28 protein-coding genes are annotated in these 26990 nt (G+C 69.1%); 15 read left to right on the forward strand and 13 right to left on the reverse strand.

What is annotated here, in order from left to right; all coding sequences use genetic code 11:
• The 3 genes from FHU39_RS19185 to FHU39_RS19195 form a co-directional block, all read left to right on the forward strand.
• The coding region (locus tag FHU39_RS19185) for an acyl-CoA dehydrogenase family protein (protein WP_281379808.1) at positions 1-627 on the forward strand (627 nt) is incomplete at its 5' end.
• Positions 628-642: 15 nt separating this feature from the next.
• Positions 643-1113, forward strand: coding sequence for a YfbM family protein (locus tag FHU39_RS19190; protein WP_281379815.1), 471 nt, complete (start codon positions 643-645; stop codon positions 1111-1113).
• 56 nt (positions 1114-1169) lie between these two features.
• Positions 1170-1499, forward strand: coding sequence for a nucleoside triphosphate pyrophosphohydrolase family protein (locus FHU39_RS19195; RefSeq protein ID WP_183322352.1), 330 nt, complete (start codon positions 1170-1172; stop codon positions 1497-1499).
• A 31-nt stretch (positions 1500-1530) separates the two neighbouring features.
• Here the strand turns inward: FHU39_RS19195 and FHU39_RS19200 are convergent, their stop codons facing one another.
• Together FHU39_RS19200 and FHU39_RS19205 are read right to left on the reverse strand one after the other, a co-directional pair.
• Complete coding sequence (locus FHU39_RS19200) at positions 1531-1857, reverse strand: hypothetical protein (protein WP_183322353.1); 327 nt, start codon at positions 1855-1857, stop codon at positions 1531-1533.
• 42 nt (positions 1858-1899) lie between these two features.
• A complete protein-coding gene (locus FHU39_RS19205) occupies positions 1900-2580 on the reverse strand; it encodes a GntR family transcriptional regulator (RefSeq protein ID WP_183322354.1) in 681 nt (226 codons plus the stop codon).
• Between the two features lie 120 nt (positions 2581-2700).
• Between FHU39_RS19205 and FHU39_RS19210 the strand changes: the two genes are divergently transcribed.
• From FHU39_RS19210 to FHU39_RS19225, 4 genes are read left to right on the forward strand one after another with little or no spacing between them, the layout of a single operon-like run.
• The gene (locus FHU39_RS19210; RefSeq protein WP_183322355.1) at positions 2701-3147 is read left to right on the forward strand and encodes a nuclear transport factor 2 family protein; all 447 of its coding nucleotides are present in this window, start codon (positions 2701-2703) and stop codon (positions 3145-3147) included.
• On the forward strand, positions 3144-4904 hold the full coding sequence (locus FHU39_RS19215; RefSeq protein WP_183322356.1) for an FAD-dependent monooxygenase: 1761 nt from the start codon (positions 3144-3146) through the stop codon (positions 4902-4904). The genes FHU39_RS19210 and FHU39_RS19215 overlap by 4 nt, the downstream gene beginning before the upstream one ends.
• The gene (locus FHU39_RS19220; RefSeq protein ID WP_183322357.1) at positions 4901-5767 is read left to right on the forward strand and encodes a fumarylacetoacetate hydrolase family protein; all 867 of its coding nucleotides are present in this window, start codon (positions 4901-4903) and stop codon (positions 5765-5767) included. The genes FHU39_RS19215 and FHU39_RS19220 overlap by 4 nt, the downstream gene beginning before the upstream one ends.
• A gap of 2 nt (positions 5768-5769) precedes the next feature.
• Entirely contained in the window at positions 5770-6690 is a 921-nt protein-coding gene (locus FHU39_RS19225; RefSeq protein WP_183322358.1) for a VOC family protein, read from the forward strand.
• A 12-nt stretch (positions 6691-6702) separates the two neighbouring features.
• Here the strand turns inward: FHU39_RS19225 and FHU39_RS19230 are convergent, their stop codons facing one another.
• Complete coding sequence (locus FHU39_RS19230) at positions 6703-7377, reverse strand: response regulator (RefSeq protein WP_183322359.1); 675 nt, start codon at positions 7375-7377, stop codon at positions 6703-6705.
• Positions 7378-7494: 117 nt separating this feature from the next.
• On the opposite strand from FHU39_RS19230, the gene FHU39_RS19235 reads away from it, so the two are divergent.
• From FHU39_RS19235 to FHU39_RS19245, 3 genes are read left to right on the forward strand one after another with little or no spacing between them, the layout of a single operon-like run.
• Positions 7495-9060, forward strand: coding sequence for a glycosyltransferase 87 family protein (locus tag FHU39_RS19235; RefSeq protein WP_183322360.1), 1566 nt, complete (start codon positions 7495-7497; stop codon positions 9058-9060).
• Between the two features lie 5 nt (positions 9061-9065).
• On the forward strand, positions 9066-9812 hold the full coding sequence (locus FHU39_RS19240; RefSeq protein ID WP_183322361.1) for a phosphatase PAP2 family protein: 747 nt from the start codon (positions 9066-9068) through the stop codon (positions 9810-9812).
• A complete protein-coding gene (locus FHU39_RS19245) occupies positions 9809-10480 on the forward strand; it encodes a response regulator transcription factor (protein WP_183322362.1) in 672 nt (223 codons plus the stop codon). Before FHU39_RS19240 ends, FHU39_RS19245 begins: the two co-directional genes overlap by 4 nt.
• Here FHU39_RS19245 and FHU39_RS19250 read toward each other — a convergent pair.
• Together FHU39_RS19250 and FHU39_RS19255 are read right to left on the reverse strand one after the other, a co-directional pair.
• Entirely contained in the window at positions 10459-11841 is a 1383-nt protein-coding gene (locus FHU39_RS19250; protein WP_183322363.1) for an ATP-binding protein, read from the reverse strand. The genes FHU39_RS19245 and FHU39_RS19250 overlap by 22 nt on opposite strands.
• Positions 11842-11913: 72 nt before the next feature.
• Positions 11914-12978: a hypothetical protein gene (locus FHU39_RS19255; protein ID WP_183322364.1), complete on the reverse strand. Its 1065-nt coding sequence runs from the start codon at positions 12976-12978 to the stop codon at positions 11914-11916.
• 91 nt (positions 12979-13069) lie between these two features.
• On the opposite strand from FHU39_RS19255, the gene FHU39_RS24805 reads away from it, so the two are divergent.
• Both FHU39_RS24805 and FHU39_RS19265 read left to right on the forward strand, forming a co-directional pair.
• A complete protein-coding gene (locus FHU39_RS24805; RefSeq protein WP_183322365.1) occupies positions 13070-13858 on the forward strand; it encodes a COG4705 family protein in 789 nt (262 codons plus the stop codon).
• Positions 13859-13878: 20 nt separating this feature from the next.
• Positions 13879-14709 (forward strand): DinB family protein, encoded by an 831-nt coding sequence (locus FHU39_RS19265; RefSeq protein WP_183322366.1) that lies wholly within the window; start codon positions 13879-13881, stop codon positions 14707-14709.
• On the opposite strand, the gene FHU39_RS19270 is transcribed toward FHU39_RS19265, so the two are convergent.
• A complete protein-coding gene (locus tag FHU39_RS19270) occupies positions 14684-15373 on the reverse strand; it encodes a GntR family transcriptional regulator (RefSeq protein WP_221185733.1) in 690 nt (229 codons plus the stop codon). The genes FHU39_RS19265 and FHU39_RS19270 overlap by 26 nt on opposite strands.
• A gap of 64 nt (positions 15374-15437) precedes the next feature.
• On the opposite strand from FHU39_RS19270, the gene FHU39_RS19275 reads away from it, so the two are divergent.
• Complete coding sequence (locus FHU39_RS19275; RefSeq protein ID WP_183322367.1) at positions 15438-16706, forward strand: MFS transporter; 1269 nt, start codon at positions 15438-15440, stop codon at positions 16704-16706.
• Here FHU39_RS19275 and FHU39_RS19280 read toward each other — a convergent pair.
• Positions 16685-17950, reverse strand: a complete 1266-nt coding sequence (locus FHU39_RS19280; protein WP_183322368.1) for an amidohydrolase — start codon at positions 17948-17950, stop codon at positions 16685-16687. The two genes, FHU39_RS19275 and FHU39_RS19280, sit on opposite strands and share 22 nt — an antisense overlap.
• Before the next feature lie 144 nt (positions 17951-18094).
• On the opposite strand from FHU39_RS19280, the gene FHU39_RS19285 reads away from it, so the two are divergent.
• Together FHU39_RS19285 and FHU39_RS19290 are read left to right on the forward strand one after the other, a co-directional pair.
• Entirely contained in the window at positions 18095-18463 is a 369-nt protein-coding gene (locus tag FHU39_RS19285; RefSeq protein WP_183322369.1) for a YidH family protein, read from the forward strand.
• On the forward strand, positions 18460-18777 hold the full coding sequence (locus FHU39_RS19290; RefSeq protein WP_183322370.1) for a DUF202 domain-containing protein: 318 nt from the start codon (positions 18460-18462) through the stop codon (positions 18775-18777). The genes FHU39_RS19285 and FHU39_RS19290 overlap by 4 nt, the downstream gene beginning before the upstream one ends.
• A 37-nt stretch (positions 18778-18814) precedes the next feature.
• Here FHU39_RS19290 and FHU39_RS19295 read toward each other — a convergent pair whose 3' ends face one another.
• The 6 genes from FHU39_RS19295 to FHU39_RS19320 all read right to left on the reverse strand — a co-directional run bounded on the left by FHU39_RS19295 (position 18815) and on the right by FHU39_RS19320 (position 26988).
• Positions 18815-19915 (reverse strand): S-(hydroxymethyl)mycothiol dehydrogenase, encoded by a 1101-nt coding sequence (locus tag FHU39_RS19295; RefSeq protein WP_183322371.1) that lies wholly within the window; start codon positions 19913-19915, stop codon positions 18815-18817.
• A gap of 616 nt (positions 19916-20531) precedes the next feature.
• Positions 20532-21386, reverse strand: a complete 855-nt coding sequence (locus FHU39_RS19300; RefSeq protein ID WP_183322372.1) for a PaaX family transcriptional regulator — start codon at positions 21384-21386, stop codon at positions 20532-20534.
• A 163-nt stretch (positions 21387-21549) separates the two neighbouring features.
• A complete protein-coding gene (locus FHU39_RS19305) occupies positions 21550-23919 on the reverse strand; it encodes a bifunctional salicylyl-CoA 5-hydroxylase/oxidoreductase (protein ID WP_183322373.1) in 2370 nt (789 codons plus the stop codon).
• A complete protein-coding gene (locus tag FHU39_RS19310; RefSeq protein WP_183322374.1) occupies positions 23916-25583 on the reverse strand; it encodes an AMP-binding protein in 1668 nt (555 codons plus the stop codon). The genes FHU39_RS19305 and FHU39_RS19310 overlap by 4 nt, the downstream gene beginning before the upstream one ends.
• A complete protein-coding gene (locus FHU39_RS19315) occupies positions 25580-26503 on the reverse strand; it encodes an acyl-CoA thioesterase (protein ID WP_343066020.1) in 924 nt (307 codons plus the stop codon). Before FHU39_RS19315 ends, FHU39_RS19310 begins: the two co-directional genes overlap by 4 nt.
• Entirely contained in the window at positions 26500-26988 is a 489-nt protein-coding gene (locus FHU39_RS19320; RefSeq protein WP_183322375.1) for a cupin domain-containing protein, read from the reverse strand. The genes FHU39_RS19315 and FHU39_RS19320 overlap by 4 nt, the downstream gene beginning before the upstream one ends.
• Positions 26989-26990: the final 2 nt, after the last annotated feature.

Raw genomic sequence — 26990 nt, forward strand, 5'->3', positions numbered from 1 at the left:
CGTACCGGCGAGGAGGGCGGAAAGGGCCTGTCCCTGCTCGTCGCCGAGACCGACGGGCTCGCCGGCTTCGAACGCGGGCGGGTGCTGGAGAAGATCGGGATGCCCGGGCAGGACACCCGCGAGCTGTTCTTCACCGACATGCGCGTCCCCCGTGCGAACCTGCTCGGCGGTGAGGAGGGGCAGGCCTTCGTGCAGCTGATGGAACAACTGCCGCAGGAGCGGCTGATCATCGCCGTCGCGGCCGCGAAGGGCACGGAGGTCGCCGTGCAGCAGACCGTCGAATACGCCAAGGAACGCAAGGCGTTCGGTCGTGAGCTGCTGAAATTCCAGAACACCCGGTTCGTGCTCGCGGAGTGTGCGACGGAGGCACGGGCCGTGCGCACCCTGGTCGACCACTGCATCCAGCAGCACCTGGCGGGTGGGCTCGATGCGGCGACGGCCTCGATGGCCAAGTGGTACGCCACCGACAAACAGTGCGAGGTCATCGACCGGTGCCTGCAGATCTTCGGCGGCTACGGATACATGCTCGAATACCCGATCGCCCGCGCGTACGCCGCGGCCCGAGTGCAGAAGATCTACGGCGGCACGAACGAGATCATGAAGGAACTCATCGCCCGCACCCTCTAGGCTCGGACCATGGGGATGGTATGGATGGGGAGACGTGTCGACTCGGCGACTGCTGCGGGGGTTCTCGCAGATCCGGGGCGACTGGATGATTTGCTCTGGCTGGACGACGGTCGGGTGCTCGACCTCGACAAGGCCTGGGGCGGTGTCCACTGGTTGCTGACGGGGGACGTCGGTCCGACGGGCGGTGCCCTGTCGGAGGCGATCATGGGCGGTGAACCGTTCGGGGACGACCGCGGCTACGGCCCGGCGTCGCTGCTCGACGCCGGTGGGACCGCCGCCACGGCGCACGCGTTGCGACAGGTCGGGAACGACACGCTGCGTGATCGTTTCGACCCCGCGGCCATGGAGGAGGCAGGGATCTACCCGTCGATCTGGGACGAGGACGATGTCCTTGACGAATACCTGCTCCCGAAAGTGGATCTGCTACGTGCGTTCTACGACGCGGCAGCCGGAGCCGGGGAGAGCGTCATCCAGGTGATGAGCTGAGCCCGGCGTCGGGACGAGCTGTACGCCGTGACGGGCGTGCTCGTTACGGTGGCCTGATGGAGATGGACGACTACCAGCAGGCAGCGCTGCGGACCGCGCGTGCCAAGGACGCACCCGACGAGTTCATGCATCTCGTGCTCGGGCTGGTCGGCGAGGCCGGCGAGATCGCGGAGAAGGTCAAGAAGCTGGTCCGCGACAAGAACAGCGATCTGGCACAGCTGGACCGCGACGACATGGCCGCCGAGCTCGGCGACGTGCTCTGGTATGCCGCGGTCCTCGCGAACTTCCTCGACCTCTCCTTCGACGACGTCGCCCGGCGCAACGTCGCCAAGCTCGCCGACCGGCAGCAGCGTGGTGTGCTGAGCGGCTCGGGCGACAAGCGCTGAGCACGTCGGCGGTTACCTCCGGACGTATCGTCTACCGCTCGGGCGCAGCTGTCAGCCGGTCGTGTTCGCGGATCACGCGCCGAGCCAACGACTCCGCCGACTCATCGGCGCGCCCGAAGGTCGGGGCGTCGGTCAGGTCGGGCGTCATGACCGTCCACGCGGTGAGTGCGTTGTCGCGCAAGCGGCCACAGATGATGCTGCGCCCTCCGGTCAGCCGCATGCGCACCCAGGCATGAGCGTCGTCGACCTCGGTCAACTCCGCGAGGTCGGGCCTGCTGGTCGTGATCAGCTGCTCGATCTTGTGGGCGAGGCACAGGTCGGATATGCCAGTGATCATGTCTGCTGTCGGGAGGCTCATGGTGAGAGTCTGCCGCCGACCACCGACAATGCGGACGAGACGTCAGGACGGCTGCGAAGACTCCGTGTGCAGCGACTCCTCGACGATCTGCGCGGTGTGCCGGTAGTGCTGCGCCAGTAGGTCGCTCGCTCGGTCGGCATCCCTGTCCAGCGCTGCAGTGAGGATGTCGCGGTGCTCCCCGGCGACATCGCGCCCGGGTTGCTGCGTGTAGGACCAGCGCCGGTAGAACTCGGCTGCGTCGCGCAGCGTGTGCGTCATACCCAGCAACCACGGAGACGCGCACCCCGCCAGCAGTGCAATGTGGAACGCGGCGTGCGCCGACTCCCACTCGTCGGTGAGGGTCGTCGACCCCTCCTCGTGCATCGGCGTGCGCTCCAGCCGGTGATGGGCCGCCACCAGGGCGGACTCCCACTCGACGTCGCCGCGCTCGATCGAATACCGAAAAGCCAAGGTTTCCAAGTCGATCCGTGTCGCGGTCAGATCCTGCAGATCCGCGAGCGACAGTGACCGGACCCGGAAACCGATCCGCGGCTCCGCTTCGACCAGCCCCTGCTCGGCGAGCCGCGTCAAGGCCTCGCGAATGACGCTCACGCTCGCGCCGTAGCGCTCGCACAGTGGCGAGAACTTCAGCTTCTCGGCAGGGCGGAAGGCGCCGCCGAGCACGTCGCTGCGCAGTGCGGCATACACCTCCTCGGTGCTGGCTCGTTGCTTCGTCGCTGGCATGTCACACACAGTAGCAGTATTCGCGTTTAAAGAAATATTCGAATATCTCTTGTTTGTTCGTACTCGGCGAGGTACAACTGTGGAACGGCTCAATGCACGACGAGTGAAAGGGATGGCGCGATGACCACCATCGACCCGGCGCCCACCGGCACCGACAGCACCGAGCAGCGCAAGGCGGTCGCGCTCGAGTACCTGAAGCGCCTGGACCGGGGCGACGACTTCTTCGAGCTCTTCGACGAGCACGTGCAGTTCTACTTCCCGAAGGTCGGCCTGACCGACGGGATCGAGGCGTTGCGTGACGCGTTCGCCAAAATCGGCTCGCTGCTCAAGGGCATCAAGCACGACTACGCCTACTTCAACTACGTGGTCTCCGGCGACACCGTCGTCATCGAGGGGACCTCCTCCGGACAGGCGGCCGACGGCACCGAGTTCCGCGCCGGCGTCACGCACGCCGGGCGCTGGTGTGACGTCTTCGAGATCCGCGGCGGCAAGATCCACCGGCTGTTCGTCTACCTCGACCCGGACTACGCGGGTGCGGACACCCAGCGGTACGGGTGGCTGTCATGAGCACGATCGAGACGGACGTCCTGGTCGTCGGGGCAGGCCCCGCCGGGCTCACCATGGCCGCGCTGCTCGCCCGGCACGGCGTCAACGCCATCACCATCAACAAGTACCCCGGCACCGCACACTCGCCACGTGCCCACATCACCAACCAGCGCACCGTCGAGGTCTTCCGGGACCTCGGCATCGAGGATGCCGTCCGGGCCGCCGCCGTCCCGAACGAGCTGATGGGCAACAACGTCTGGGCGACCAGCTTCGCCGACGAGGAGATCGCCCGGTTGCTCACCTGGGGCAGCGGGCCGGAACGCCACGGCGACTACGAGTCGGCCAGCCCGAGCCAGATGTGCAACATCCCGCAGCACATCCTGGAGCCGGTGCTGCTGCAGGGCGCGCTCGACCAGGGTGCGGACATCCGCTTCAACACCGAACTCGTCGCGATCGAGCAGGACGGCGGCGTCACCGCGACCGTCCGCGGCCGCGAGGACGGCGTCGAACAGACGATCCGCGCAAAATATGTCGTCGGCGCCGACGGTGGAAGATCAGTCGTCGCAGACCAACTCGGCTTCACCTTCCGCGGCGAAGCCGGACTCGGCGCGGCCGCCAACATCTGGCTGGAGGCGGACCTGACGGCATACACAGCCCACCGGCCCGGCACGCTCTACTGGATGTGCCAGCCGGGCAACGACTACTGGGTCGGCTCCGGCACCTGGATCTGCGTCAAGCCCTGGACCGAGTGGGTGCTGCTGTTCATGTACGACCCGGCGCAGGGCGAGCCCGACCTGTCCGACGAAGCAGTGATCGCCCGGGCGCACCAGACGATCGGTGACCCGGACGTCGACATCACCATCAAGGCGACCAGCCTGTGGCAGATCAACCACCTCGTCGCCAACGACTACCGCCGTGGCCGTGCCTTCCTGGTCGGCGACGCCGCACACCGGCACCCGCCGGCCAACGGGCTGGGCACCAACACCTCCATCCAGGACTCGTTCAACCTGGCCTGGAAGCTCGCGCACGTGCTGCAGGGCAAGGCCGGCGACCAACTCCTCGACAGCTATCACGAGGAGCGGCAGCCGGTCGGTGTGCAGGTCGTCGACCGGGCGATGCAGAGCGTCGCCGACATGCTCCCGATCTCGAACGCCCTGGGCTTCGCGCCGGGGCAGACGCGGGACGAGGGGCTGGCCGCCCTCGCCGAGCTGAAGGCAGACTCCCCGCTGGGTGCGGAACGCCGGCAGCAACTGGCCGACGCCGTCGAACTGCAGAACTACCAGTTCAATGCGCACGGCGTGGAGCTGGACCAGCGCTACACCTCCGGGGCGATCGCCGATGACGGCACGGAATGGCCCACACCGCAACGTGATCCGGAGCTCTACCACCATCCGACGACCCACCCGGGTGCCCGCCTGCCGCACGCCTGGCTGGCACGTGGTGACCAGCTCGTCTCGACACTCGATCTGGCCGGACACGACGGCTTCACCCTGCTGACCGGAGTCGGCGGTGACGCCTGGGCCGAGGCCGCGGAGAAGCTCGCGGCGGAGCTGGACCTGCCGGTGTCGGCATACCTCGTCGGACCCGGGCACGAGCACCTGGACGTGCTCGGCGACTGGCGCGCCCGACGCGAGATCGCCGACAACGGCGCCCTGCTCGTGCGCCCCGACCACCACGTCGCGTGGCGCAGCGAACGGATGGCGGACGACCCACAGCAAACCCTGCGGAGCGTGCTGAGCACGCTGCTCGCCAGGACCGATTCGAAGGAGACAGCATGAAACTCGCAAACATCGACGGCCGCGCCGCACTGGTCGTCACCGATACGACCGCGGTCGACGTCCACAAGGCGAGCGACGGTCGCTTCGGCCCCGACGTGGCCTCCCTGTACGACGACTGGTCGGCGTTCGCCGACTGGGCGCAGCAGACTCCCACCGACGAGACCATCAGCTTCGACGCCACCCAGCTCGGCGCGCCCTCACCGACGCCCCGGCAGATCCTCGCGATCGGGCTCAACTACCGAGAGCACGCGGCCGAGTCGGGCTTCGACGCGCCGAGCGCCCTGCCACCGGTCTTCCCGAAGTTCCTGTCCAGCCTCTCCGGGCCGGTCACCGAGGTCGTCCTCCCCGAGGGCGGCAACACCGACTGGGAGGTCGAGCTGGTCGCGGTCATCGGTCGCGAGGCGACACAGGTGAGCGAGGACGACGCGTGGAGCTACCTGGCCGGCGTCACCGTCGGGCAGGACATCTCCGAGCGGGTCATCCAGTTGTCCGGTCCTGCACCGCAGTTCGGCCTCGGCAAGTCGTATCCGGGGTTCGCCCCGACGGGCCCGTGGCTGGTCACCCCGGACGAGCTGCCGGACAAGGACGACCTCCGGTTGACCGCCGTCCTGGACGGTGACACCGTGCAGGACGGCCGCACCGGCAACCTCATCGTCCCGGTCGCGCGCCTGATATCCGAGCTGACCAAGGTCGTCACGCTCTATCCCGGGGACCTGCTCTTCACCGGCACCCCCGAGGGAGTCGGGCTGGGCCGGAAACCGCAGCGCTTCATCCAGGCCGGTGAGACGCTGGTGAGCACCATCGAGGGCATCGGTGAGCTGCGGCAGCACTTTGTGGCAGCGGCCGACGCGAGCAAGGAGTAGTCATGAGCCTCCACCGCCTCAGCCACATCGTGATGGGCGTCCCCAATGTCGTCGAAACCCAGTCCTACTACGAGGATTTCGGTCTCGCCCGCGGTGACGACGGGGTCTTCAGCACCCGCGACGCCGGTCGGCAGCTCAACGTGGTCGAGTCACCGCGCCGCCGGCTGGTCGAGCTCGGCCTGGCCGCCGACGACGGCGACGACCTGGCGCGGATCGCGGCGAACCTGCGGGGTCTCGGCATCAGCCCGGACCTGCAGGACGATGCACTGGTCGCCACCGAGCCGGCCGCGGAGTTCCAGGTCCGCATCCGGGTGCTGCCCCGGTTGCAGCAGGACAGCCTCGAGCCCACGCCGTACAACGGTCCCGGCCGGGTCGACCGCAGTGGCCGGGCGCCCGGCATCGTGCGCCAGGCGCCGGTCCGGCCGCGCCGGCTCGGCCACGCGGTGGTCGGCACCGTCGACCTGCAGGCGACGATGCGCTTCTTCCTCGACGGGCTGGGTTTCAAGGTCTCGGACTACATCGGCGACAAGGGCGCATTCATGCGCTGCTCGACCGACCACCACAACTTCCTCGCGATGCAGGCACCGATCAACTACCTGCACCACACCAGTTGGCAGGTCGACGACATCGACGACGTCGGCCGGGGCGCCTTCGCGATGCTGGAGGGCCGTCCGGAACGCCATGTGTGGGGCCTCGGCCGGCACCACGCGGGCTCGAACTTCTTCTGGTACCTGAAGGATCCGGCCGGCAACTTCTCCGAGTACTTCGCCGACATGGACGTCATCCCCGAGGAGGAGATCTGGGAGCCGGAGGTGTTGGAGGGTGCCAAGGGCCTGTTCAACTGGGGGCCGCCGCCCCCGCCGTCGTTCCTCAACCCCGAGGACCTGGCCGCGTTGATGACCGGGGTCCACAGCAAGGGCTAACCGCGAGTCGGCTCAATCCGCAGCGATCATGCGGTATCCCACGCCGCGCACGGTCACGATCTCGGCGGTCGAGCGTACGGCGCCGAGCTTGCGCCGCACGCTCGCGACGTGCTGGTCGATGACGTTGCTCGCGGGCTGGCTCGCGAAGTCCCACACGTGGTCGAACATCTGGTCGCGGCGCAGCACCTCACCGGCACGCCGCGCGAACAGCTCGACCAGGTCGAACTCCCGCGCGGTGAACTCGGCTCGCCCGAAAGGCGTTGCCGCCTCACGGGATGCGGGGTCGACGACGAGGTTGCCGACGCTGAGCGCCGACGGGCGTTGTATGGCGCCGCGGCGCAACAGCGCCCGCAGCCGCGCGGTGAGCTCGTCGAAGCTGAACGGCTTCAGCAGGTAGTCGTCGGCGCCGGCATCCAACCCTTCGACGCGGTCCTCGACGCTGCCGCGCGCGGTGAGCAGCAGCACCGGACTCCAGATCGACTCCTCGCGCATCCGCCGGCAGACGTCGAGGCCGCTCATCCCCGGCAGCATGATGTCGAGCACGACGGCGTCGAAGGCGGTCTCCTGGGCGTGCCACAGCCCGTCGATCCCGTTGTGTGCCACGGTGATCGCGTAACCGGCGGCCGTCAGCCCGCGGTCCAGCAGCGCCGCGAGGTTCTTCTCGTCCTCGACCACCAACACGTGCACGGGTCAACCGTCGCCCGCCGGGTTGAGAGCACCCTGAGCGTCTCCCGAACGCCGGGTGACCGTCCCGCGATCCCGCCATACATCGTCCCTTCATCGAACGTGGGCGACGCTGTGGTCATGCAGCAACCGGGGGTGTTGGCCAGGCGGGACACGGGACCCAGCACGGCGGCGACGGTTCGTGCGGGCAACCCGTCGAGGCTCGCCACCGCGGTGGTGTTCGTGCTGGCGCTGGTGCTCCGGCTCGGCGTCATACTCCGCAAGGGCGGCATACACGGGATCATCGGCTACGACTGCGGCGTCTACTTCGCGGGCGCGGACGCGCTGCTGCACGGCCGCCTGCCCTACCGCGACTTCACGATGGTGCACCCACCCGCGATCACCCTGGCCCTCGTGCCGTTCGCCGCGCTCACCCGGGTGACGACCGACTGGCACGCGTTCATCGTCGCGACCCTCGCGTTCTGCCTGCTCGGTGCGGTCAACGCGGTGCTCGTCGCTCTCCTGTGCCGGCGGCTCGGCATCGCGCTGCGAGGGGCGGTGCTCGCCGGGTTGTTCTACGCGGTCTGGTTCGGGGCGATCAGCGCCGAATTCCAGGTGAAGCTCGAGCCGTTGGCCAACTTCCTGCTGTTGCTCGGGCTGCTCGCCCTGCTGCGTGACCAACGGAGTCCCGGTCGCTGGTCGGCGCTGCTCGCCGGAGCAGTCATCGGGCTGCCGATGGCGGTGAAGATCTGGTGGGTCGTGCCCGTCGTGCTGATCCTCGGCTGGCACGGCCTGTGTCGGCGCAGCCCTCGCGCCGTCGTCCACGCCGCGCTCGGTGCGGCCGCGAGCGTCACGGTGGTCTGCCTGCCGTTCTTCCTCGCCGACCCCTCCGGCATGTGGCAGGAAGTGGTCACCGGCCAGCTCGGCCGGCGGCGCAAGGTCCCTGTCCTGGACCGGCTGGCGCAACTGAGCACGGTGCCCGAGTTCGCCAAGCACCTCGACGCCGGACAGGTGCAGTTGGTTGCACTGCTGTTCCTCGTCCTCGGCGCGGCGGTGTTCGCCTTCGCGTGGTTGGGCAGCAGACGTGCCCGGTTCGTGGTCGTCCTGACGCTCGCCCAGCTGGTCGTGGTGCTGGCGGCACCGTCCTGGTTCGAGTACTACAGCGACTACCTCGCCGTCGGTCTCGCCGTGTGCATCGGCGCCGCCGCGGTCGCGGTCCGCCCGGAGCGACTGGCCGGCACACCCGCCGTGGCTCTCACCGCGGCCGTGCTCGTGGTCACCTGCCTGGTCACCGTCACCGGGGCGCGCGCGATCCCGTCGTATGCCGGAGCCGGTGCCCTCACCCGCGCCGTCCGACACGAGCGCTGCGTGATGTCGGACAACCCGACGGTGCTGCTGCGGCTGGACGCGCTGAGCAGGGGACTGGCCGCCGGGTGCCCGAACGCGATCGACGTGACCGGACGCCGCATGGGTCCGGACCGGCCGGCGGCGCTGCGGAGAGCGCACCGCACCTGGGTCGACGCGCTGACGACCTACCTCGACTCCGGCGACGCGGCGGTGCTGGGACGCAACCACGACAAGCGGCTGCTCGCGGCGAGGCTGCGCCGGCACGGTGTCCTCGCAGCAGCCGACGGGCACGTCGTCTACCGGGGCACGGGTTCCGCGGAGCACTCTCAGCGTCAGCTCAGGGCCCGGTTGCGATGGTGACCGCGATGTTGCAACGCGATCCTCGGCAGTCGGCCACTGTCCGGCTGCCTCCCACCTCCGTCCTGGCACGTCCTCGTGCGCTCGTCGTGGCCGCGGTGCTCTACCTGCTCGGCCTGGCGATCGGGGTGTGGGCGGTGTCCGTCGGCGCGCGCCATACCGGCGAACTGCGCCTCGACCAGACCCTCGCCGCCGACCGTGGGACGGTGCTCGCCGACCTCGGCAGGGTGATCAACGTGGTCCTCGGCCCGGTGGTGGGACCCGTGTGGTTGGTGCTGATCTGCGTCCTCCTGTGGCGCACCCTCGGGCGGGTGGTCGCGCTGCGGGCCGCACTGCTGACCCTGGTCGGCTGGTTCTCCATCGAGGTCTTCAAGTGGATCTTCCACCGTCATCGGCCGCCGACCTCCGCCGTCCATGCCCTGGTGATCGAGCGGGGCGCGGACAGTTTCCCCAGCGGGCACACGGCATTCACGGCGTCCCTGGTCGCCGGTCTCTTCCTCGCGCTCGCCGGACACCGTGCGCTGCGGAGGAACGTCCTCGCGCTCGGCCTGCCCCTCGTCGTGGTCGTCGCCGCCAGCCGGTTGCTGATCGGCGCGCACTACCTCGCGGACGTGACGGCGGCGCCGCTGCTCGCGTGGGGTTCGATCGCGATCGCCGTCGCGCTCGGATTCGGCGGCGTGGGGCCGGTGTTCCTGCCACCGTGGCTGCACGCTGTCGTCATACCGCACCGAAAGGGCAATACTCCTCACCCATGAGGGTTTTGGTGGTCGAGGACGAGGTGCCGCTCGCGCACCTCGTCCGGCGGGGGCTGACCAGGGCGGGGTTCGTCGTGGAGATCGCCCACAACGGCGTCGACGGACTGTGGCTGGCGACCGAGCAGGGTTTTGACGCGATCGTGCTCGACATCATGCTCCCCGGCGTCCATGGGTATGACGTGCTGCGGCGGCTACGCGACCACGAGGTCTGGACGCCGGTGCTCATGCTGACCGCCAAGGACGGCGAGTTCGACCAGGTGGACGCGCTCGACCTGGGAGCAGACGACTACCTGACCAAACCGTTCAGCTTCCCGGTCCTTGAGGCCCGGTTGCGTGCGTTGACCCGCCGCACCCCGGTCGCACGGCCGGTGATCATGGCGGCGGGCGGTCTGCGGCTCGACCCAGCTGCCACGCGAGTGTTCCGCGGCGACACCGAAATCGACCTGACACCCAAGGAGTTCAGCCTGCTGCGGTTCCTGATGCGGCGGCCCGGTGTGACCGTCAGCAAGGCGGAGATCCTGCAGCACGTGTGGGATCCGGCGTTCGACGGTGACGACAACGTGGTCGAGGTGTATGTCGGCTACCTGCGGCGGAAGATCGACCGGCCGTTCGGCACCGACACCATCAGCACGGTCCGCGGGATCGGCTACCGGTTCGAGGACTCCTGAGGTGCGGGCAGCGACACGGTGAACCTGGCGCCGCCGAGCGGGGAGGCGTCGGCACGCACCTCGCCGCCTGCGCTGTGCACCAGCTCGCGGACGATGGCCAGTCCGAGTCCGAAGCCGCCGGCGTCCCGGCTGCGTCCTTCGTCGAGGCGGAGGAACCGGTCGAACACGCGCTCGCGGTCCGTGGCCGCGATACCGGGGCCGTCGTCGTCGACCGTCACCAGCGCGGCGCCGCCGGGACCGGTGGCCGTGGTGACGACGACCTCCCCGGTGGCGTGCCGGATCCCGTTGTCCACCAGGTTGCGCAGGATCCGCTCGACGGGTGCTCGGGGTGCCCAGGCCCGGCTCGGGCTGCCGGCATACCGCACGGTGACGTGCTCCTCGCCGCGCCACCGGCCGACCTCGGCCTGTGCGAGGTCGTCCAGATCCACCTCGACGGCCGGTGCGGAGGACCGGCGTTCGTCGATCCGGGCCAGCAACAGCAGGTCGCCGATCAGCGTGTTCATCCGGCCCAGCTCGGCATGCACGGTGGGCTCGACGACCGGCCATTCGCCGGCCGGGTCCGCCGACGCCAGGTCGGCCGCCGCCTGCAGGGTCGCGAGGGGCGACCGCAACTCGTGGCTCGCGTCGGCGACGAAGCGCTGCTGGCGGGTCTGCGAGGATTCCAGGCGATCCAGCATCCTGTTCAACGTCACTGCCAGCGCTGCGATCTCGTCCTTCTGCGGCGGCACCTCGACCCTGCTGTCGAGATGGCCCGCCTCGATCGCGTCGACCTCGGAGCGCATGCGGTCCACGGGTGCGAGCGCCCGGCCGGCGACCCACCAGGCAAGGGCGGCAGCGAGCGCGGTCAGCACGGGGGTGCCGAGCAGCAGGATCTTCGCGTCGGTGCTGATCGCCTCGTGCTGGGCCTGTTGCGACGCGGACACCTGCACCACGTAGTGCGTGCCGCCGGCCTCCACGCCGCGGGACACGACCATCGGGTTGTCGATGTCGCCGGGCCACCACCAGTGGCGTGCGCCACGCACGACACGGTGGTCGGCTGCCGGCCGGTCCGCGCTGAGCGGCGCCGTCACCTCGTGCGGCGACGAGAGCCGGACGTGGCCGGCGTCGTCGATCACCACGGTCCGCATCGCCGAGTCGGTGCCGAGCAGCACCGTTTCCGTGACTCCGTCCCGGTGCACGGCGGCGACCACCGCATCCGCCTGCTGCGACACCCGCGACGTCAGGCTGCCGGTCAGGGACCGCTGCAGCAGGTTCGCCAGCACGAAGACCCCGACGAGCAGTGGGACGATCACCACCACCGCCGTGACGGCGGCCAGCCACGGTCGCAGTCCGCGTGCGCGCGGCGCGGTCAGCGAGATCACCACGTCATACTGCGCCAGAAGACCGCTGCCGGGTGGGGCATCTCAGGGTTCTCTCAGCGCGCGGGCGGGGATTCAGGAGGTCGCGCTCGCTGTCCCGCCGCCTTTCGGGGCGCACATCGCCCACGGGGCATCGCCGGTGTGCAGCATCTGCGGGACGAGCAGCGGCCGGCCGCCGATGGTGTAACGGATGGTCGGGCCCTTCCTGGTGAGCGCGAAGTGCGCGATCGACTGGTAGGGCTCGTTGTTGACCAGTGACTTCTGCGCGAGGAGTGCCTTGCGGTGGGGCAGGTCGCTCGTGGCGGCGTCCTCGGACGGGTAGGAGACCGTTGCGATGCTCTTGTTGTCGTTGAGGACCGCCGCCGCGGTTGCCGAAACCGTGCCGAGCGGTCCGAGCTGTTTCAGCTGCGCCGGGGTGGAGTTCCGCGGTGTGATGCAGGCGCCGCTGCCGGTGGTGATCGACACGTAGTCGGCGGTCTTGATCGGCGCGACCACCTGGCGGACCGCCCGGTCGTTGGCGAGTGACTTCGCGTCGGACGGCAACTCGAGGTCGGTGACCGTGTTGCTGCTCACCATCAGGTGTTTGTCGGGATAGAAGCGCACGTTCCGTCCGATGCTGAGGAGGAGGCCGTAGTCGGTGTCGTCGTGCACGGTCTTGAGGGAGGGTGCGGTGAACCGGTGGCCCTTCGCGGTGTACCCGTGGTCGATCAGTGACGTCTCGATCGTGGAGATCTTGACGCCGGACAGGAACTGCACGTAGTGCACCATCTTCTCGGTCCTGGCGTCCGTGGCCGTGGCCGACCAGTCGATGTCCAGTGCCGACCATCCCCAGTCGTCCATGGCGCGGAAGTAGGTCCACAGTCCGCTCTCGGTGAAGGACGCGTTCTGCAGTGCCTTCAGGAAGCGGTCGTCCTTCGACAGATCCCCGTCCTCCCCGCGGCTGAAGCCGTGCGCGATCATCCACGGGGAGCTGTCGCCGAACTCCACACTCGTCGAGCCGACGGGCAGGTAGATCAAGGCGGTCCCGAGACTGCCGTCCTTGGTGGTGGGTGGCAGGGGGTCGGCCCCGTCCCCGCCGCCGCAGCCACTCAACGCCACTGCCCCCGCCGCTGCTGCGACCAACCACGCACGTCTCCCCATGGCGGAGCAGGCTAACAAAGCCCGGCCCCCTACGGGTCGGACGAAGCGGCCCCTCAGTGGTTCCTCAGCGGGCGGACCGCACCATACGGTCGTGACCATCTCCTCCACCCGCCCGGATCGTGCCACTGCCGTCTCCTGGGTCGCTCCGGTCGGGGTGACGTTCTGGGCCCTCAAACTCCTCACGACCGCCTTCGGCGAAGCAGCATCCGACGGCCTGGCCGGGATCAGCCCGGCGCTCGCCGTCCTGGTCGGCGTCGCCGGCATCGTGATCACGCTCCGGTGGCAGACGCGCTCGCACTCGTTCGTCGCCCGGCGTTACTGGTCCGCGGTCGCCGCTGTGGCGGTCTTCGGCACCATGCTCGCGGACGGCCTGCACGTGGCGCTCGGTCTGCCCTACCCGGTCACGAGCGTGTTGTATGCCGTGGCGACCGCCTCGGTCTTCGTGGTGTGGCGGCGCTGCGAGGGGACCATCTCGATCCACGACATCTTCACGGTGCGTCGCGAGCGGTTCTACTGGGCCGCCGTCATGTGCACCTTCGCGCTCGGCACGGCCGTCGGTGATCTTACCGCTGCCACACTGGGGCTCGGATACTGGCCGTCTGCAGTGCTTTTCGCGATTCTGATCGCCATACCCGCGCTGGTGTGGCGTGCGACCGGGCGACACGAGGTGCTGTGGTTCTGGTGCGCGTATGTGCTGACCCGGCCACTGGGTGCGTCGATCGCCGACGGGCTGGCCAAGCCGGCGTCCATGGGGCGTGGGATGGGTCTGGGGGACGTACCCGTTGCGTGCATCATCGGTCTGCTGCTCGTGGGCGCCGTCGTACTGTTCGCCGGCCCCGGCGGGCGACCGGCCGCTCCACGACGCCAGGGTGTGTCCTGACCCGCCGCTACCGTCGACGGATGGCCAGTTTCACCAGCTCCGACGAACTGCGCGGCGCGACCTTCCACGAGGTCGACCTGCGCGAGGCGAAGTTCACCGACGTCACCCTGCGGGACGCCACCTTGCGAGAGGTCAGTCTCCGCGGCGCACGCGTCACGAGCGCGGACCTGTCCGAGACCGTGCTGCGCGGTGTCGACGTGCAGGATGTCGAGATCGACAGTCCGTGGTTGTTCGACGGCGACCACTACCTGCGGATCAACGGCGTCGACGTGCGCGCCTTCGTCGACGCCGAGCTCAACAGGCGTTTCCCCGGTCGCGAGTTGCGTGCCGCGGACACGCCCCAGGGGCTGCGGGCGGCGTGGGACGCGGTGCAGCGCACCTGGGCCGCGACGATCGAGCGCGCCGGTGCGATGCCGGCCGGCACGGTCGAGGAGTCGGTCGCCGGCGAGTGGTCCTTCGCCCAGACGCTGCGGCATCTCGTGATGGCGACCGACGTGTGGCTGGGCCGAGCGATCCTGCGCAAGGAGAACCCCTACCACCCGGCCGGCCTGCCCAACGACGACGGCGGGGGCGAGACCGCGGCATACACCGACACCTCTGTGTTCTCCGCGAACGCCCCGTCCTACGACGAGGTGCTCGCGGCACGCGCCGACCGGGTGGGGATGGTCACGGAGTTCCTGGCGTCGGTCACCCCCGAGGTGCTGGCCGAGCCACGGCCGAACCCGCACGATCCGCAGTATGACGAGACGGTGCTGCACTGCGTGCACACCATCCTCGACGAGCACTGGGAGCACCACCGCTACGCCGTGCGTGACCTGGACGCGCTCAGTGCTGGGCAGGCATCCGGCTGATCGTCCCGTGCCGTGAGGTCTGGTGGGTGTCCAGCAACTGCGCGAAACGCACCCAGTCACGGCGCCGCGCATGCTCGACCATCGCGTGGTGCTCCTCGAGCACGCTCTCCGGGTCCTCGATGATGACCGGTGCACTCCGCGCAGTCGACTGCAGCTGACGGTCCTGCACCCGGTCGTACAGGGTGAGCATCGTCGCGTTGCCGGCCAACTCCACGAACGTCCGGTGGAACTTCAGTGACCGCTGGTTGAAGGCGGCGAAATCCCCGGCTGCCAGGTCTTTTCGCTGGTCCTCGATCGAGTCCTGGAGTGCGTCGAGCAACGGGGCGCTGCGGTCCGGGTCGGCCCGCAGCACGCCCGCGGTCTCCAACGCGTGGCGCACCTCGGCGGCGTCGCGGATCTCGTCATACGTCAGCTCGCGGACCAGGGCTCCGCGTTGCGGATAGATCGACACCCACCCCTCGCTCTGCAGCCGGCTGAGGGCCGCGCGCACGGGCGTGCGGCTGACCCCGAGCTCCTGAGCGAGGGCGTTCTCACTGAGCATCGAGCCGGGAGGCAGGGTGCCCGCGACGATGTCGTGCCGGATGCGGTCGTACGCACGCGTGCTCGCGTCACCGCGCCGTGCCGTTGCCATCGCACCCTCCGGGTCGGGATCGTCTGCGAGCACTGTCTCACGAAAGGACTTTCGCAGCTAGCACACAACTTGTATCCTAGTTGCGAGGAGGCAACACATGACAGGAACCAGCCAGGTGTCGCGCCCGACGACCGAGGAGATCGCCCGGGTACAGCGGCGCACGTTGCGCATCGTGATGACCGGGCAGGTCTTCGGCGGTGCCGGCCTGGCCGCCGGCGCAACGGTGGGTGCGCTGATCGCCAAGGACCTCCTCGGCGGCGAAGGGCTCGCGGGGCTGCCGACCGCTTTGTCGACCCTCGGGTCGGCGTTCGCGGCATACCTCGTCGGGCGCGCGTCGCGACGCCTGGGCCGGCGGCCGGCGCTCGCCGGAGGCTTCCTGCTCGGTGGGCTGGGCGCCGCCGGAGTGGTGTTCGCGACGGCGACCCGCGCCGTGCCGCTCTTCTTCGTCGCGTTGTTCGTCTACGGTGCGGGCAGTGCCACCAACCTGCAGTCGCGGTATGCCGGCACCGACCTCGCCCGGCCGCACCAGCGCGGCCATGCGGCGAGCATCGCACTCGTCGCCACCACCGTGGGCGCGGTGGCCGGGCCGAGTCTGGTCGACCCGCTCGGCGTGGTCTCCGTATCTCTCGGTTTGCCAAGGCTTTCCGGCATGTTCGCGCTCGCAGCGGTCGCATACACGGTGGCTGGGCTGACGTTCCTCCTGCTGATGCGGCCCGATCCGCTGTTACTGTCCCGGCAGGTGCCCGACCAGACGCCGGAGCCCGGGGCGATGGGAGCGGGCACGCCGGTCACGGCCTCGGGCCGGCACCATGTCGCGCTGGGCGCGACCACGATGATCGCGACCCAGGTAGCGATGGTCGCGGTGATGACCATGACGCCGGTCGCGATGCAGTCGCACGGGCACGGTCTGGGAGCGGCCGGTGCGGTGATCGCAGCGCACATCGCCGCGATGTACCTCCTGTCGCCGATCAGTGGTGCGCTGGTCGACCGATGGGGGCGACTGCCGACCGCCATGCTGTCGGTGACGGTGCTGCTGGTGGCCGGCCTCTGTGCGGCCATGTCGTCCGGTGACTCGATGGTGCTCGTCACGATTGCGTTGATGCTGCTGGGTTTCGGGTGGAACCTCGGACTGATCGCCGGCACCGCATTGGTTGTCGACGGCACCGCGCCGGACCGGCGTCCGCAGGTGCAAGGCAGCATCGACGTGCTGGTGGCGCTCGCGGGTGCCGGTGCCGGCGCGGCTTCCGGGGTGGTGTCCGCTGCGTTCAACTACCCGACGCTCGCCATCCTGTGCGGACTGGTCGGTGCCGCGGCGGTGCCTGTTGCGGTGCGTCTGCGGCTGGCTCAGGCACCGCTGCCGAGCTGAGCGAGCGCCGCAACGACCAGCGCCTGGGTACCGACGTCCAGCGTCGGCTGGATCACCGGTGCGAAGTACGGCGAGTGGTTGACCGGAATGTCCGACGAGACCCGCCCGGCGCGTTCGGCGGCGGCATACGTGTCGGGGTCGATGCCGCCGATTCCCCAGTAGGAGTAAGGGACTCCGAACGCGTTGGGTATGTCGCTGAAGTCCTCGCTGGCGGTCTGCAACGGCAGCTCACCGGCCGCGTCGCCGAAGAAGTCGGTGAACGCTGCGGCGGTGCGCTCGGTGACGGCCTGGTCGTTCGTCGTCACGGGGAACTCGTCGTACCGCTCGAAATCCGGCTCCTTCGGCGAGCCGGATGCCACGCACTCGGCGCGCACGATCCGTTCGATCGCCTCGAGCACCTGGCTGCGGACCTGCTCGTCATACGTGCGGACGTTGAGGTCGATCACGGCACTGTCGCCGATCACGTTGCTCTTGGTGCCGGCGTGGATGCTGCCGACGGTCAGCACGGCGGGCTGGGTCGGTGCGATCTCGCGGGACACGATCGTCTGGAGGCGGATGACGATCATCGCGGCGAGCACGACCGGGTCGATCGCCGCCTGCGGCATCGAGCCGTGCGCGCCGCGGCCGTGCACGGTCACGCGCAGACTGTCCGCGGCGGACAGCACCGGACCGACGCGGGTGCCGACGGATCCGGACGGCATCGGCAGCACGTGCTGCCCGAGGGCCACGTCGACGGGGCCGACAAGATCCTGCAGCCCGCCCTCGACCATGCCGCGCGCTCCGTTGGCGACCTCCTCGGCCGGCTGGAAGAGGGCGATCAGCGTGCCGGACCACTGGTCCTTGCCGGCGGCGAGCAGCGCTGCCGCCGTTGCCAGACAGGCGACGTGCACGTCGTGGCCGCAGGCGTGCATCACCGGGACGGTGTTGCCGTCAGCGTCGGTCGAGGTCGCCTCGCTCGCGTAGTCCAGCCCGGTCGCCTCGCGCACCGGTAACGCGTCCATGTCCGCGCGCAGCAGCACCCGCGGTCCGTCGCCGTTGGCGAGTATGCCGACAACGCCTGTCCCGCCGACACCGGTCGTGACGTGGAATCCCGCTGTTTGCAGGCGATCTGCCACCTTGGCGGCGGTCTTGGTCTCCTGGTGGGAGAGTTCGGGGTGCTGGTGCAGGTCGCGGTAGAAGCTCTCCAGGTCGTCGCGGACCCCGTCGAGGCCGGCGAGTACTGCTGTCGCGGATCGGGCCGTCATACTTCCTCCTTCGAGTCGACCCTCGCCATACTGCGACACCTTGCTGAACGTCGGCGAATCGGGGGCGAGATGAATCGCGACGCTGTCACGGGCAAGCCGCACCCCTGTCAGCGCAGAGCGCCGCCGGCCGAGCAGGATGGACGCATGTCGACCATGAAGCGCTGGCCCGGGTGGGTCTTTGACGAGGGTGAGGATCCCGACTACCGGTTCAGCCTGGCCAACGAGCGCACCTTCCTGGCCTGGATCCGTACTTCGCTGGCGCTCCTCGCAGGCGGTGTGGCGCTCGACGCGATCAATCTGTCGATCCCCGACGGCGCGCAGCGGGCGCTCGCGTGCGTTCTCATCGTGCTCGGCATCGTGTGCGCCGCGGCGTCGTGGGCCCGCTGGGCAGCGGCGGAGCGCGCCATGCGCCGCGACTCGTCGCTGCCGTCTTCACGACTGTCGGCGCTCTTGGCTGGAGTCCTGATCGCCTGCGCGCTGGTCGTGCTCGTGCTCGTCCTGGTTGTCGTATGACGAGCCGCCAGCAACCCGCGGGCCTGCAGAACGAGCGCACCGCGCTCGCCTGGCAACGGACCGCGCTGTCGCTGGCGGCCGGAGCGATCGCACTGACCCGCTTCGCCTATACCCGTGTCGGTGCGGCCGGGTTGATCTGCCTGCTGGCCGTGCCGTTGACCGGTGCCGTCCTCTTGCAGAGCAGGTGGCGCTACCGCCATCGCGACGGGCTGGGGGCCAGCACCCTCGCCGGCGACGGCCTGCCCGGTCTCGCGCTGGTGCTCGCCGTGCTGCTGATGTGCGCCACCGGGCTCGCGATGGTGCTGCGCTGGTGAAGCTGCGCGAGCCCGGCGGCGTCCGACGGTGTGTGGATCAGAGAATGACGACGGACCGCAACACGGTGCCGTCGTGCATCCGGTCGAAGGCCTGCTCGACCTGGTCGAGCGCGATCTCCTCGGTGACGAACGCGTCCAGGTCGAGCCGGCCACGCTGGTAGAGGTCGATCAGCATCGGGAAGTCGCGGCTGGGCAGGCAGTCGCCATACCAACTGGACTTCAGTGCGCCGCCACGGCCGAAGACGTCGATCAACGGCAGGTCCGGCAGTTTCAGGTCGGGTGTCGGGACACCGACCAGCACCAATGTCCCCGCGAGGTCGCGGGCGTAGAAGCCCTGCTTCCAGGTCTCGGGGCGACCGACCGCCTCGACGACGATGTCGGCGCCCTCCGCGCCGGGGTAGGTCTGCGCGCAGATGGCCTTGATCTGCTCGACCGGGTCGGTCTGCGAGGAGTCGATGGTGTGCGTGGCACCGGCGGCCTCGGCGGCCCGGAGTTTGTGCGGGTCGATGTCGACCGCGATGACCGGTGAGGCACCGGCCAGGGCCGCGCCCGCGACCGCTGCCACACCGACACCACCGCAGCCGATGACCGCGACCGACCGGCCACGGGTCGCGCCGCCGGTGTTGATCGCGGCACCGAGCCCGGCCATCACCCCGCAGCCCAGCAGCCCGGCGGCCGCCGGCCGCGCCGACGGATCCACCTTGGTGCACTGACCCGCGGCCACCAGCGTCTTGTCCGCGAACGCACCGATCCCCAGTGCCGGGCTCAGTTCCGTGCCGTCGGCCAGAGTCATCTTCTGGGTCGCGTTGTGGGTCGCGAAGCAGTACTGCGGCTCACCCCGCTTACACGCCCGACACTCACCACACACCGCGCGCCAGTTGAGGATCACGAAGTCACCGGGTGCGACGTCGGTGACATCCGGGCCGACCGACTCGACGATGCCGGAGGCCTCGTGACCCAGCAGGAAGGGGAAGTCGTCGCTGATGCCGCCCTCGCGGTAGTGCAGGTCGGTATGACACACCCCGCACGCCTGCACCTTGACCAGCGCCTCGCCCGGACCCGGGTCAGGCACGTTGATCGTCTCAATGCTGACCGGCTCGCCCTTCGCTTTGGCGACAACGGCTTTCACCTGCTGCATGGCTTCTCCTGTCGTTGCTCCTGTGTGTAACGTTACCTGGCCCGGTCGTGACTGGTCCCTCATGTCCAAACCTGCCTGGCGCGCTCCCCGCGTTGGCCGAGTAGCCGGGGGAGCGAAGCGGAGGAGGCGTATCGAGGTCCCGCCACCCCCGCGTTGGCCGAGTAGCCGGGGGAGCGAAGCGGAGGAGGCGTATCGAGGTCCCGCCACCCCCGCGTTGGCCGAGTAGCCGGGGGAGCGAAGCGGAGGAGGCGTATCGAGGTCCCGCCACCCCCGAGGTGGCCGAGTAGCCGGGGGGAGCGAAGCGGAGGAGGCGTATCGAGCCCACCTTCACCCCCGGTTGTGTTGTCGTCGATCTCGGGCCGGCTGTCGTCGGCCGGCTCCCCCCACTTGTGGGTCGAGTAGGCCGGAGCGCTAGCGGAGGCCGTATCGAGACCACCGGTCAACAACCTCAACGCCCCAGACGGAACCTCGACGGTGAAAAACACTGACAGGACACAAAATACAGGGTGGCGCTCAACCAGCGCGAATTGTTCTGCGGGCCACCTCGCCCTACCCTTCGATACGTCCGCTCGTACCTCGCGGACAGGACGGCGCTCAACCCGCGCAGCGGCTGCGCTCAGCTTGCCGTGCCGGCCCAGAACTGGGTGGCGTGTGCCAGCGCGCGGGCTCGGAGCAGTTCGACCAGGCGCTCGAACAGTGCGACGGCGTCGGGGGCGCTCCAGTCGTCGGCGAGGACTTCGCGTGGCAGACCGGGATCGCGGAAGGGGAGTTGGCGCCACGCGTCGATGACACCGAGGTAGGTGGTGAAGGCGTCCTGCTGCTCGATCGTGGTGCGCGATGCCATGTCGTCCGCGACCGGCCCGTAGTGCCCGATGAAGTCCCGGTAGCTCTGGTCGATCCCGGCCAGGTCCCAGCTCTCGTAGAGCAGGGTCGTCAGGTCCTGGGTGCCCACGTAGTTGCCGACGAAGACCGCTGCGTACTTGTCGAGTCCGAGGCTCGCGATGGCCTCCTCGGCCGCACCCTGCATCCGGGCCGGCGCCAGCCACATCGCGGTGCCGACGTTACCGAAACCCATGTGGCTGAGATGGGTTCGCAGCTTGTAGCGCCTGCTGCGGTCCGACTCCGGCACGCTGAAGTTCACGATGCACCAGCCATCCGCGAGATCTGCGGGCCGGCGAGCGTGCCAGATGACCTCGTCACCCTGGGCGAGCACGGCCTGTGCGTGCTCGGTCAGGGCGTAACCCCGTGCGCCGTCCCGGGCCTGCGCCTCGAGCCAGCCGCGCTGCTTGAGGCGGAAGACTGCGGTCCGCACACTCGGTGCATCCACGCCGAGCTGACCCATGAGTTCTACCGTTCCGGCGATCGGCATCCAGCCGCCCATCCGCCGCACCACCGACCCGAGGAAGGTCACGACCAGGGTTCGGGTGCGACGGGTGCGTTGCGTCGCGTTGGGGTCAGCTGCGGCAGTCATCGTGATCATTCTCCACGTCCGCAGGATGCACCCGTGGCAGCGCCTACTGCGCGCAGCCACTCCGTGGGCCACGGTATGGCGCGTGCCACGCCCTTCTCGTGGAGGCCGTCCACGACATACCGTTGGATCCGCGTCCGGTGCACACCGCGGGCCCGCCGGGCCGTCATACCCGCACCGGCTCCGGCTTCCACCGCACGTGCACGTCCTCGGTCTCGCCCTCGCGCAGCAACTGCAGGCGCGGCGGGATCTTGTCGGTGCGTGAGGTGGGCGGTCGGCGCTTGCCTGCGGCGAACTGGTCGGGCCAGGGCGCGGCCGGTCCGGCGTACTCCTGCTCAGCGGCCGCGTGCAGGGTCCACTGCGGGTCGTACAGGTGCGGTCGGGCCATCGCGCACAGGTCGGCGCGCCCGGCGAGCAGGATCGAGTTCACATCGTCGTAGCTCGAGATCGCACCGACCGCAATGACTTTCGTGTCGGTGCCACCGGTCACCAGGTGACGGATCTTGTCCGCGAACGGTGTCTGGTAGGACCGCCCGAACGCCGGCTTCTCATCCTTGCTGATCTGTCCGGACGAGACGTCGATGGCGGCGGCGCCGTGGCGGGCGAAGGCGGCCGCGATCTGGACCGCGTCGTCCTCGGTGTTGCCGTCCGGCAGCCAGTCCGTCGCCGAGATGCGCACCGTCACCGGGATGCCCGCCGGCACCGCGGCACGGACGGCGTCGAATACCTCCAGCGGGTAACGCAACCGGTTCTCCATCGAGCCGCCGAGTTCATCGGTGCGCTGGTTGGAGATGGGGGACAGGAACGAACTGAGCAGGTACCCGTGCGCGGCGTGCACCTCGATCAGGTCGAACCCCGCATCGACCGCGCGCGTTGCGGCGGCGACGAAATCGTCTCGGATCTGGTCGAGTTCGGCTCGGGTGACCTCGCGCGGGACGTGGCAGTCGGTCCCGTAGGGCAGTGCCGAGGGCGCGACGACCTCCCAGTTGCCGTCGTCCAGGGGTTCGTCGATGCCTTCCCACATCAGCTTCGTCGAGCCCTTGCGGCCCGAGTGGCCGATCTGGGCGCCGATCTTCGCGGTGGACCGATCGTGCACGAAGTCGGTGACCCGTGCCCAGGCGTCACGCTGCTCATCTGTCCACAGCCCGGTGCAACCAGGGGTGATCCGGCCCTCGGGCGAGGTGCAGATCATCTCGGTCATGACCAGGCCGGCGCCGCCGAGCGCCTTGGACCCCAGGTGCACCAGGTGGAAGTCGTTCGGTAGCCCGTCGGTCGCGGAGTACATGTCCATCGAGGACACGATCACCCGGTTGCGCAACCGCAGGTCGCCGATCGAGACCGGCTGGAACATCGCCGGTGCGACCTCCGAAGACCCCTGGTGCCGCGCGAATTCCGCCTCCATCCGGTCGGCGAAGTCGTGATCGCGTTCCTTGAGGTTGTCGAAGGTGATCCGCCGGGAACGGGTCAGCAGGTTGAACACGAACTGCGCCGGCTCCTGGTCGGCGTACATGCCGATGTTCTCGAACCACTCCAGCGACGCCTGCGCCGCGCGCTGGGTGGACTCCACGACCGGCTTGCGTTCTTCCTGGTATGCCGCCAACGCCTCGTCGATGTCGGCGTGCTCGTGCAGGCACGCGGTCAGCGCCAGCGCGTCCTCCATGGCGAGCTTGGTGCCCGACCCGATCGAGAAGTGGGCCGTGTGCGCGGCGTCGCCGAGGAGCACCACATTGCCGTCGCGCCACGAATCGTTACGGACGGTGGTGAAATTCAGCCACTTGGAGTTGTTCGTCAGGATCTGGTGGCCCTGCAGCTCGGCGGCGAAGATCTCACCGATCCGGGCCACCGCATAGTCGTCGGAGACCCCGGGCGGGAAGACGTCGTGCTCGGTGCGGTCGAAGCCGGCGGCGCGCCATACATCCTCGTGCATCTCGACGATGAAGGTCGATCCCGAGTCGGAGAAGGGGTAACCGTGGATCTGCATGGTGCCCCACTGCGTCTGCTTGACGAAGAACTGGAACGCCTCGAAGACCAGGTCCGTCCCGAACCAGATGTACTTGTTGTGCCGCTGGTCCAGGTTGGGCTTGAAGACATCGGCGTACTTGGTCCGCACCGCCGAGTTGAGCCCGTCGGCCGCCACGACCAGATCGTAGTCACGACGCAACTCGTCCACGTCCGGTGCCGGGGTGCGGTAGTGCACGGTGACCCCGAGGTCGGCGACCCGACGCTGCAGGATCTGCAACAGCTCCTTGCGGGCCATGGCGGCGAAACCCTGTCCGCCAACGGTGAATTCGTGACCGTCGAAGTCGACGTCGATATCGGTCCACCGTGCGAACCGCTCCTCCATCGTGGCGTGCACGACCGGGTCGGCTCCCTCGATGCTGCCGAGGGTCTCGTCGGAGAAGACCACGCCGAAACCGAACGTGTCATCGGGGGCGTTGCGCTCCCAGACCGTGATGTCGTGCCCGGTGTCAAGGTCCTTCATCAGGGTGGCGAGGTAGAGCCCGCCCGGGCCGCCACCGACGATCGCGATCCTCATGACTGTGCCTCCGCGAATGGTTTGACGCCGGTCTCGGCGTTGACGATGTCCCGCAACCGGAAGTGCTGCAGTTTGCCGCTGGCGTTCCGTGGCAGGGAGTCGACGAAGCGCACCTCGCGCGGGTACTTGTACGGCGCGATGTGTTGCTTCACGAAGTCCTGGATCTCCTTGACCTTGGCCGCATCCGAGGCTGTGCCCTCGCGCAGCACGACGAACGCGCAGACGATGGAGCCGCGGTCGTGGTCGGGCTTGGCCACGACGGCACACTCGACCACGTCGGGGTGCTCCTCGATCGCGGCCTCGACCTCGGGCCCGCCGATGTTGTAGCCGGACGAGACGATCATGTTGTCGGTGCGGGCCTGGTACCAGAAGTACCCGTCCTCGTCACGGCTGAACGTGTCACCGGTCAGGTTCCAGCCGTTCACGACGTAGTTCAACTGCCGCTCGTCGGCCAGGTAGCGACAGCCCACCGGGCCGATGACGGCCAGGCGCCCGGTCTCCCCGGGGCCGACCTCGTTGCCGTCCGCGTCCAGGATGGCCGCCCGGTAGCCGGGCACCGGTTTGCCGGTGGCGCCCTCACGGATGTCGTCGCCGGCGGCGGTGATGAAGATGTGCAGCATCTCGGTCGCCCCGATGCCGTCGATGATCTTCAGCCCGAGTTGTTCGTGCATCTCGTGCCACGTCTCGAGCTGGATGTGTTCGCCGGCGCTGACCGCCGCGCGCAGGGTGCGCAGCTTGTCGGCGTTGCCGGACTTCAGGATCTGCTTGTATGCCGTGGGCGCTGTCGCCAACGCCGTGATCCCGTGTGTCTCAACCATGTCCGCGAGCTGGGCGGGTGTCGCGCTCTCGGTGAGGAATGCACACGCGCCGGCCCGCAGCGGGAAGACCACGAGCATCCCGAGGCCGAACGTGAACGCGAACGGTGCGGTGCACGCGACCAGGTCGTCCGGCTGCAGCCGCAGCGTGGTCCGCCCGAAGGTGTTGTCGATGGACAGGATGTCGCGGTGGAAATGGGTGGTGATCTTCGGGACCCCGGTGCTGCCCGAGGTCGGGCCGAAGAGCGCGACGTCATCGGCCGCCGTGTCCACCGCGGCGAACTCCGTGGGCTTGTCGGCGATGACGCGGGTGAGGTCGTCGTCGCCGTCCCCGCCATGCAGCACGACCTTCAGGTCCGGTGCGACCGTGTCACGCAGCTCATGGATCGCGTCGGCGACTCGATGATCGACCAATGCGATTGCAGGGGAGGTCTTTTCGACGATCGGTGCCACCTCGCGGGCGCGCAGCGCGGACATGGTCGTCACGACGATCCCGCCGGCCTTGAGCACCGCGAGCCACGCGGCGACCGTCCAGGGGTTGTTGGGGGAGCGCAGCAACACCCGGTTACCCGTCACCAGACCGAGGTCCTCGGTCAGGTAGCCGGCGATCTGGTTGGTGCGTGCCTGCAGCTCGCCATACGACCAGACCTCACCGTCCGGGGTACGCAGCGCGGGCCGGTCGGCGCCGAACCGCTGCGCGGGCACGTCCAGCAGTTCCACCGCGGCGTTCAGGCGTGCGGGGTACTGCAGTAGGTCGGTGGTGAATTCCAGTGTCGGCCACTGCTCCTGCGGCGGAAGGTGGTCGCGGGCGAACGTGTCCTGGTAACCGGTCGGTGCAAGCTGTGTCATTGTGCGGCTCCGGAGGTGGTGCGGATCATGCCCTCCTGGACGACGGTGGCCAGGTGGGTGCCATCAGGGGTGAAGAAGCGCCCGAGGTTCAGGCCGCGGCCGTCGCCGGCCGAGACCGCCTCCTGCGCATACAGCAGCCAGCCGTCCAGCGGTGCGGTCCGGTGGAACCACATCGAGTGGTCCAGGCTGGCGGTGACCAGGCCCTCGTCGGCCCAGGCGAGGCCGAGCGCGCGCAGCGTCGGCTCCAGGATCGTGTAGTCGCACACGTAACTCAGTGCGGCGGTGTCGCGCTGCCGGTCGTCCAGGCCGGGCACCTGCCGCAGCCCGTCGAACGGCCGGACCCATATCGCCTGATGCGGGGCCGGTGCGCCATCCACGCTCAGGTAGACCGGCCCGGGCACGTGCCGCATGTCGAAGCTGCGACCGTGTGCCCAGTAGTCGCGCGAACCGTCGGTCATCGTGCCGCCGGACCGGCCGTCCAGGTAGTCCGCCGAACTCGGCAGACTCTCCGGATCGGCAATGCCGGCAGGCAGTTCCGACTGCAGCTCGCCGCCCGGCTCTCCGGCGGCGAAACTCGCCAGGCATACGAAGATCGGCTTGCCGCCCTGGAAACCGCGGACCTGCCGGGTCGCGTAACCGCGACCGTCGCGCAGGACCTCCACCTCGTAGCGGACCTGCGCACCGACCTCGGCCGGCCGCATGAAGTAGGAGTGTGTCGAGTGCAGGTGCTTGCCGTCCACGGTGCGGATCGCCGCGACCACGGCCTGGGCGACCAGGTCCCCGCCATACGCCTTGGGCCACGGGCACGGCCCGGTGACCGCGGTGAACGCCCGGTCGAAATGCTCCGGCTGCGACTCGGTGAGGGTGACCGCGTCGGTGAAGACTCGCGACGTAGCGGTGCTGACGATCTGGTTTGTCACGGGCGGTTCATCCAATCGCGCAGTTCGCCGTCCGGGACCTGTGGCAGGTTGACGACGATGTTCTCGGGGGTGCGGGTGGTCATCCAGGTCAGCGGGTTGTTGCGGTCCAGGTTGCACTCGACATGGGGCATGTATGGCGGCACGAAGACCCAGTCGCCCTCCGACATGTCGATGTAGTCCTCGAACTTCTCGCCGAAGTAGATCCGCGCGCGGCCGGACAGCACGTAGCCGCCGGTCTCGGCCTCACCGTGGTGATGCGGCACCGACCGGTAGCCGGCCAGGTTGTGCACCTTCCCGAACCAGATCCGGGTCGCCGGAGTGTGCTGCACGCTGACCCCGGAAACCCTTGTCGCGCCTTCGGACTGGCCGGTCTGGCCAGAGTCCGGTTCGTGCCCACCGCGGGTCACGAACGGCACCACCAACCCCGCCTCGTTCCGGTACATCGACATGTCGATGTCCTCGTAGTTGTCGGAATTCGGGTCCACGC

The sequence above is a fragment of the Flexivirga oryzae genome, assembly GCF_014190805.1.
In the GTDB taxonomy this organism is placed as follows: Bacteria; Actinomycetota; Actinomycetes; order Actinomycetales; family Dermatophilaceae; genus Flexivirga; species Flexivirga oryzae.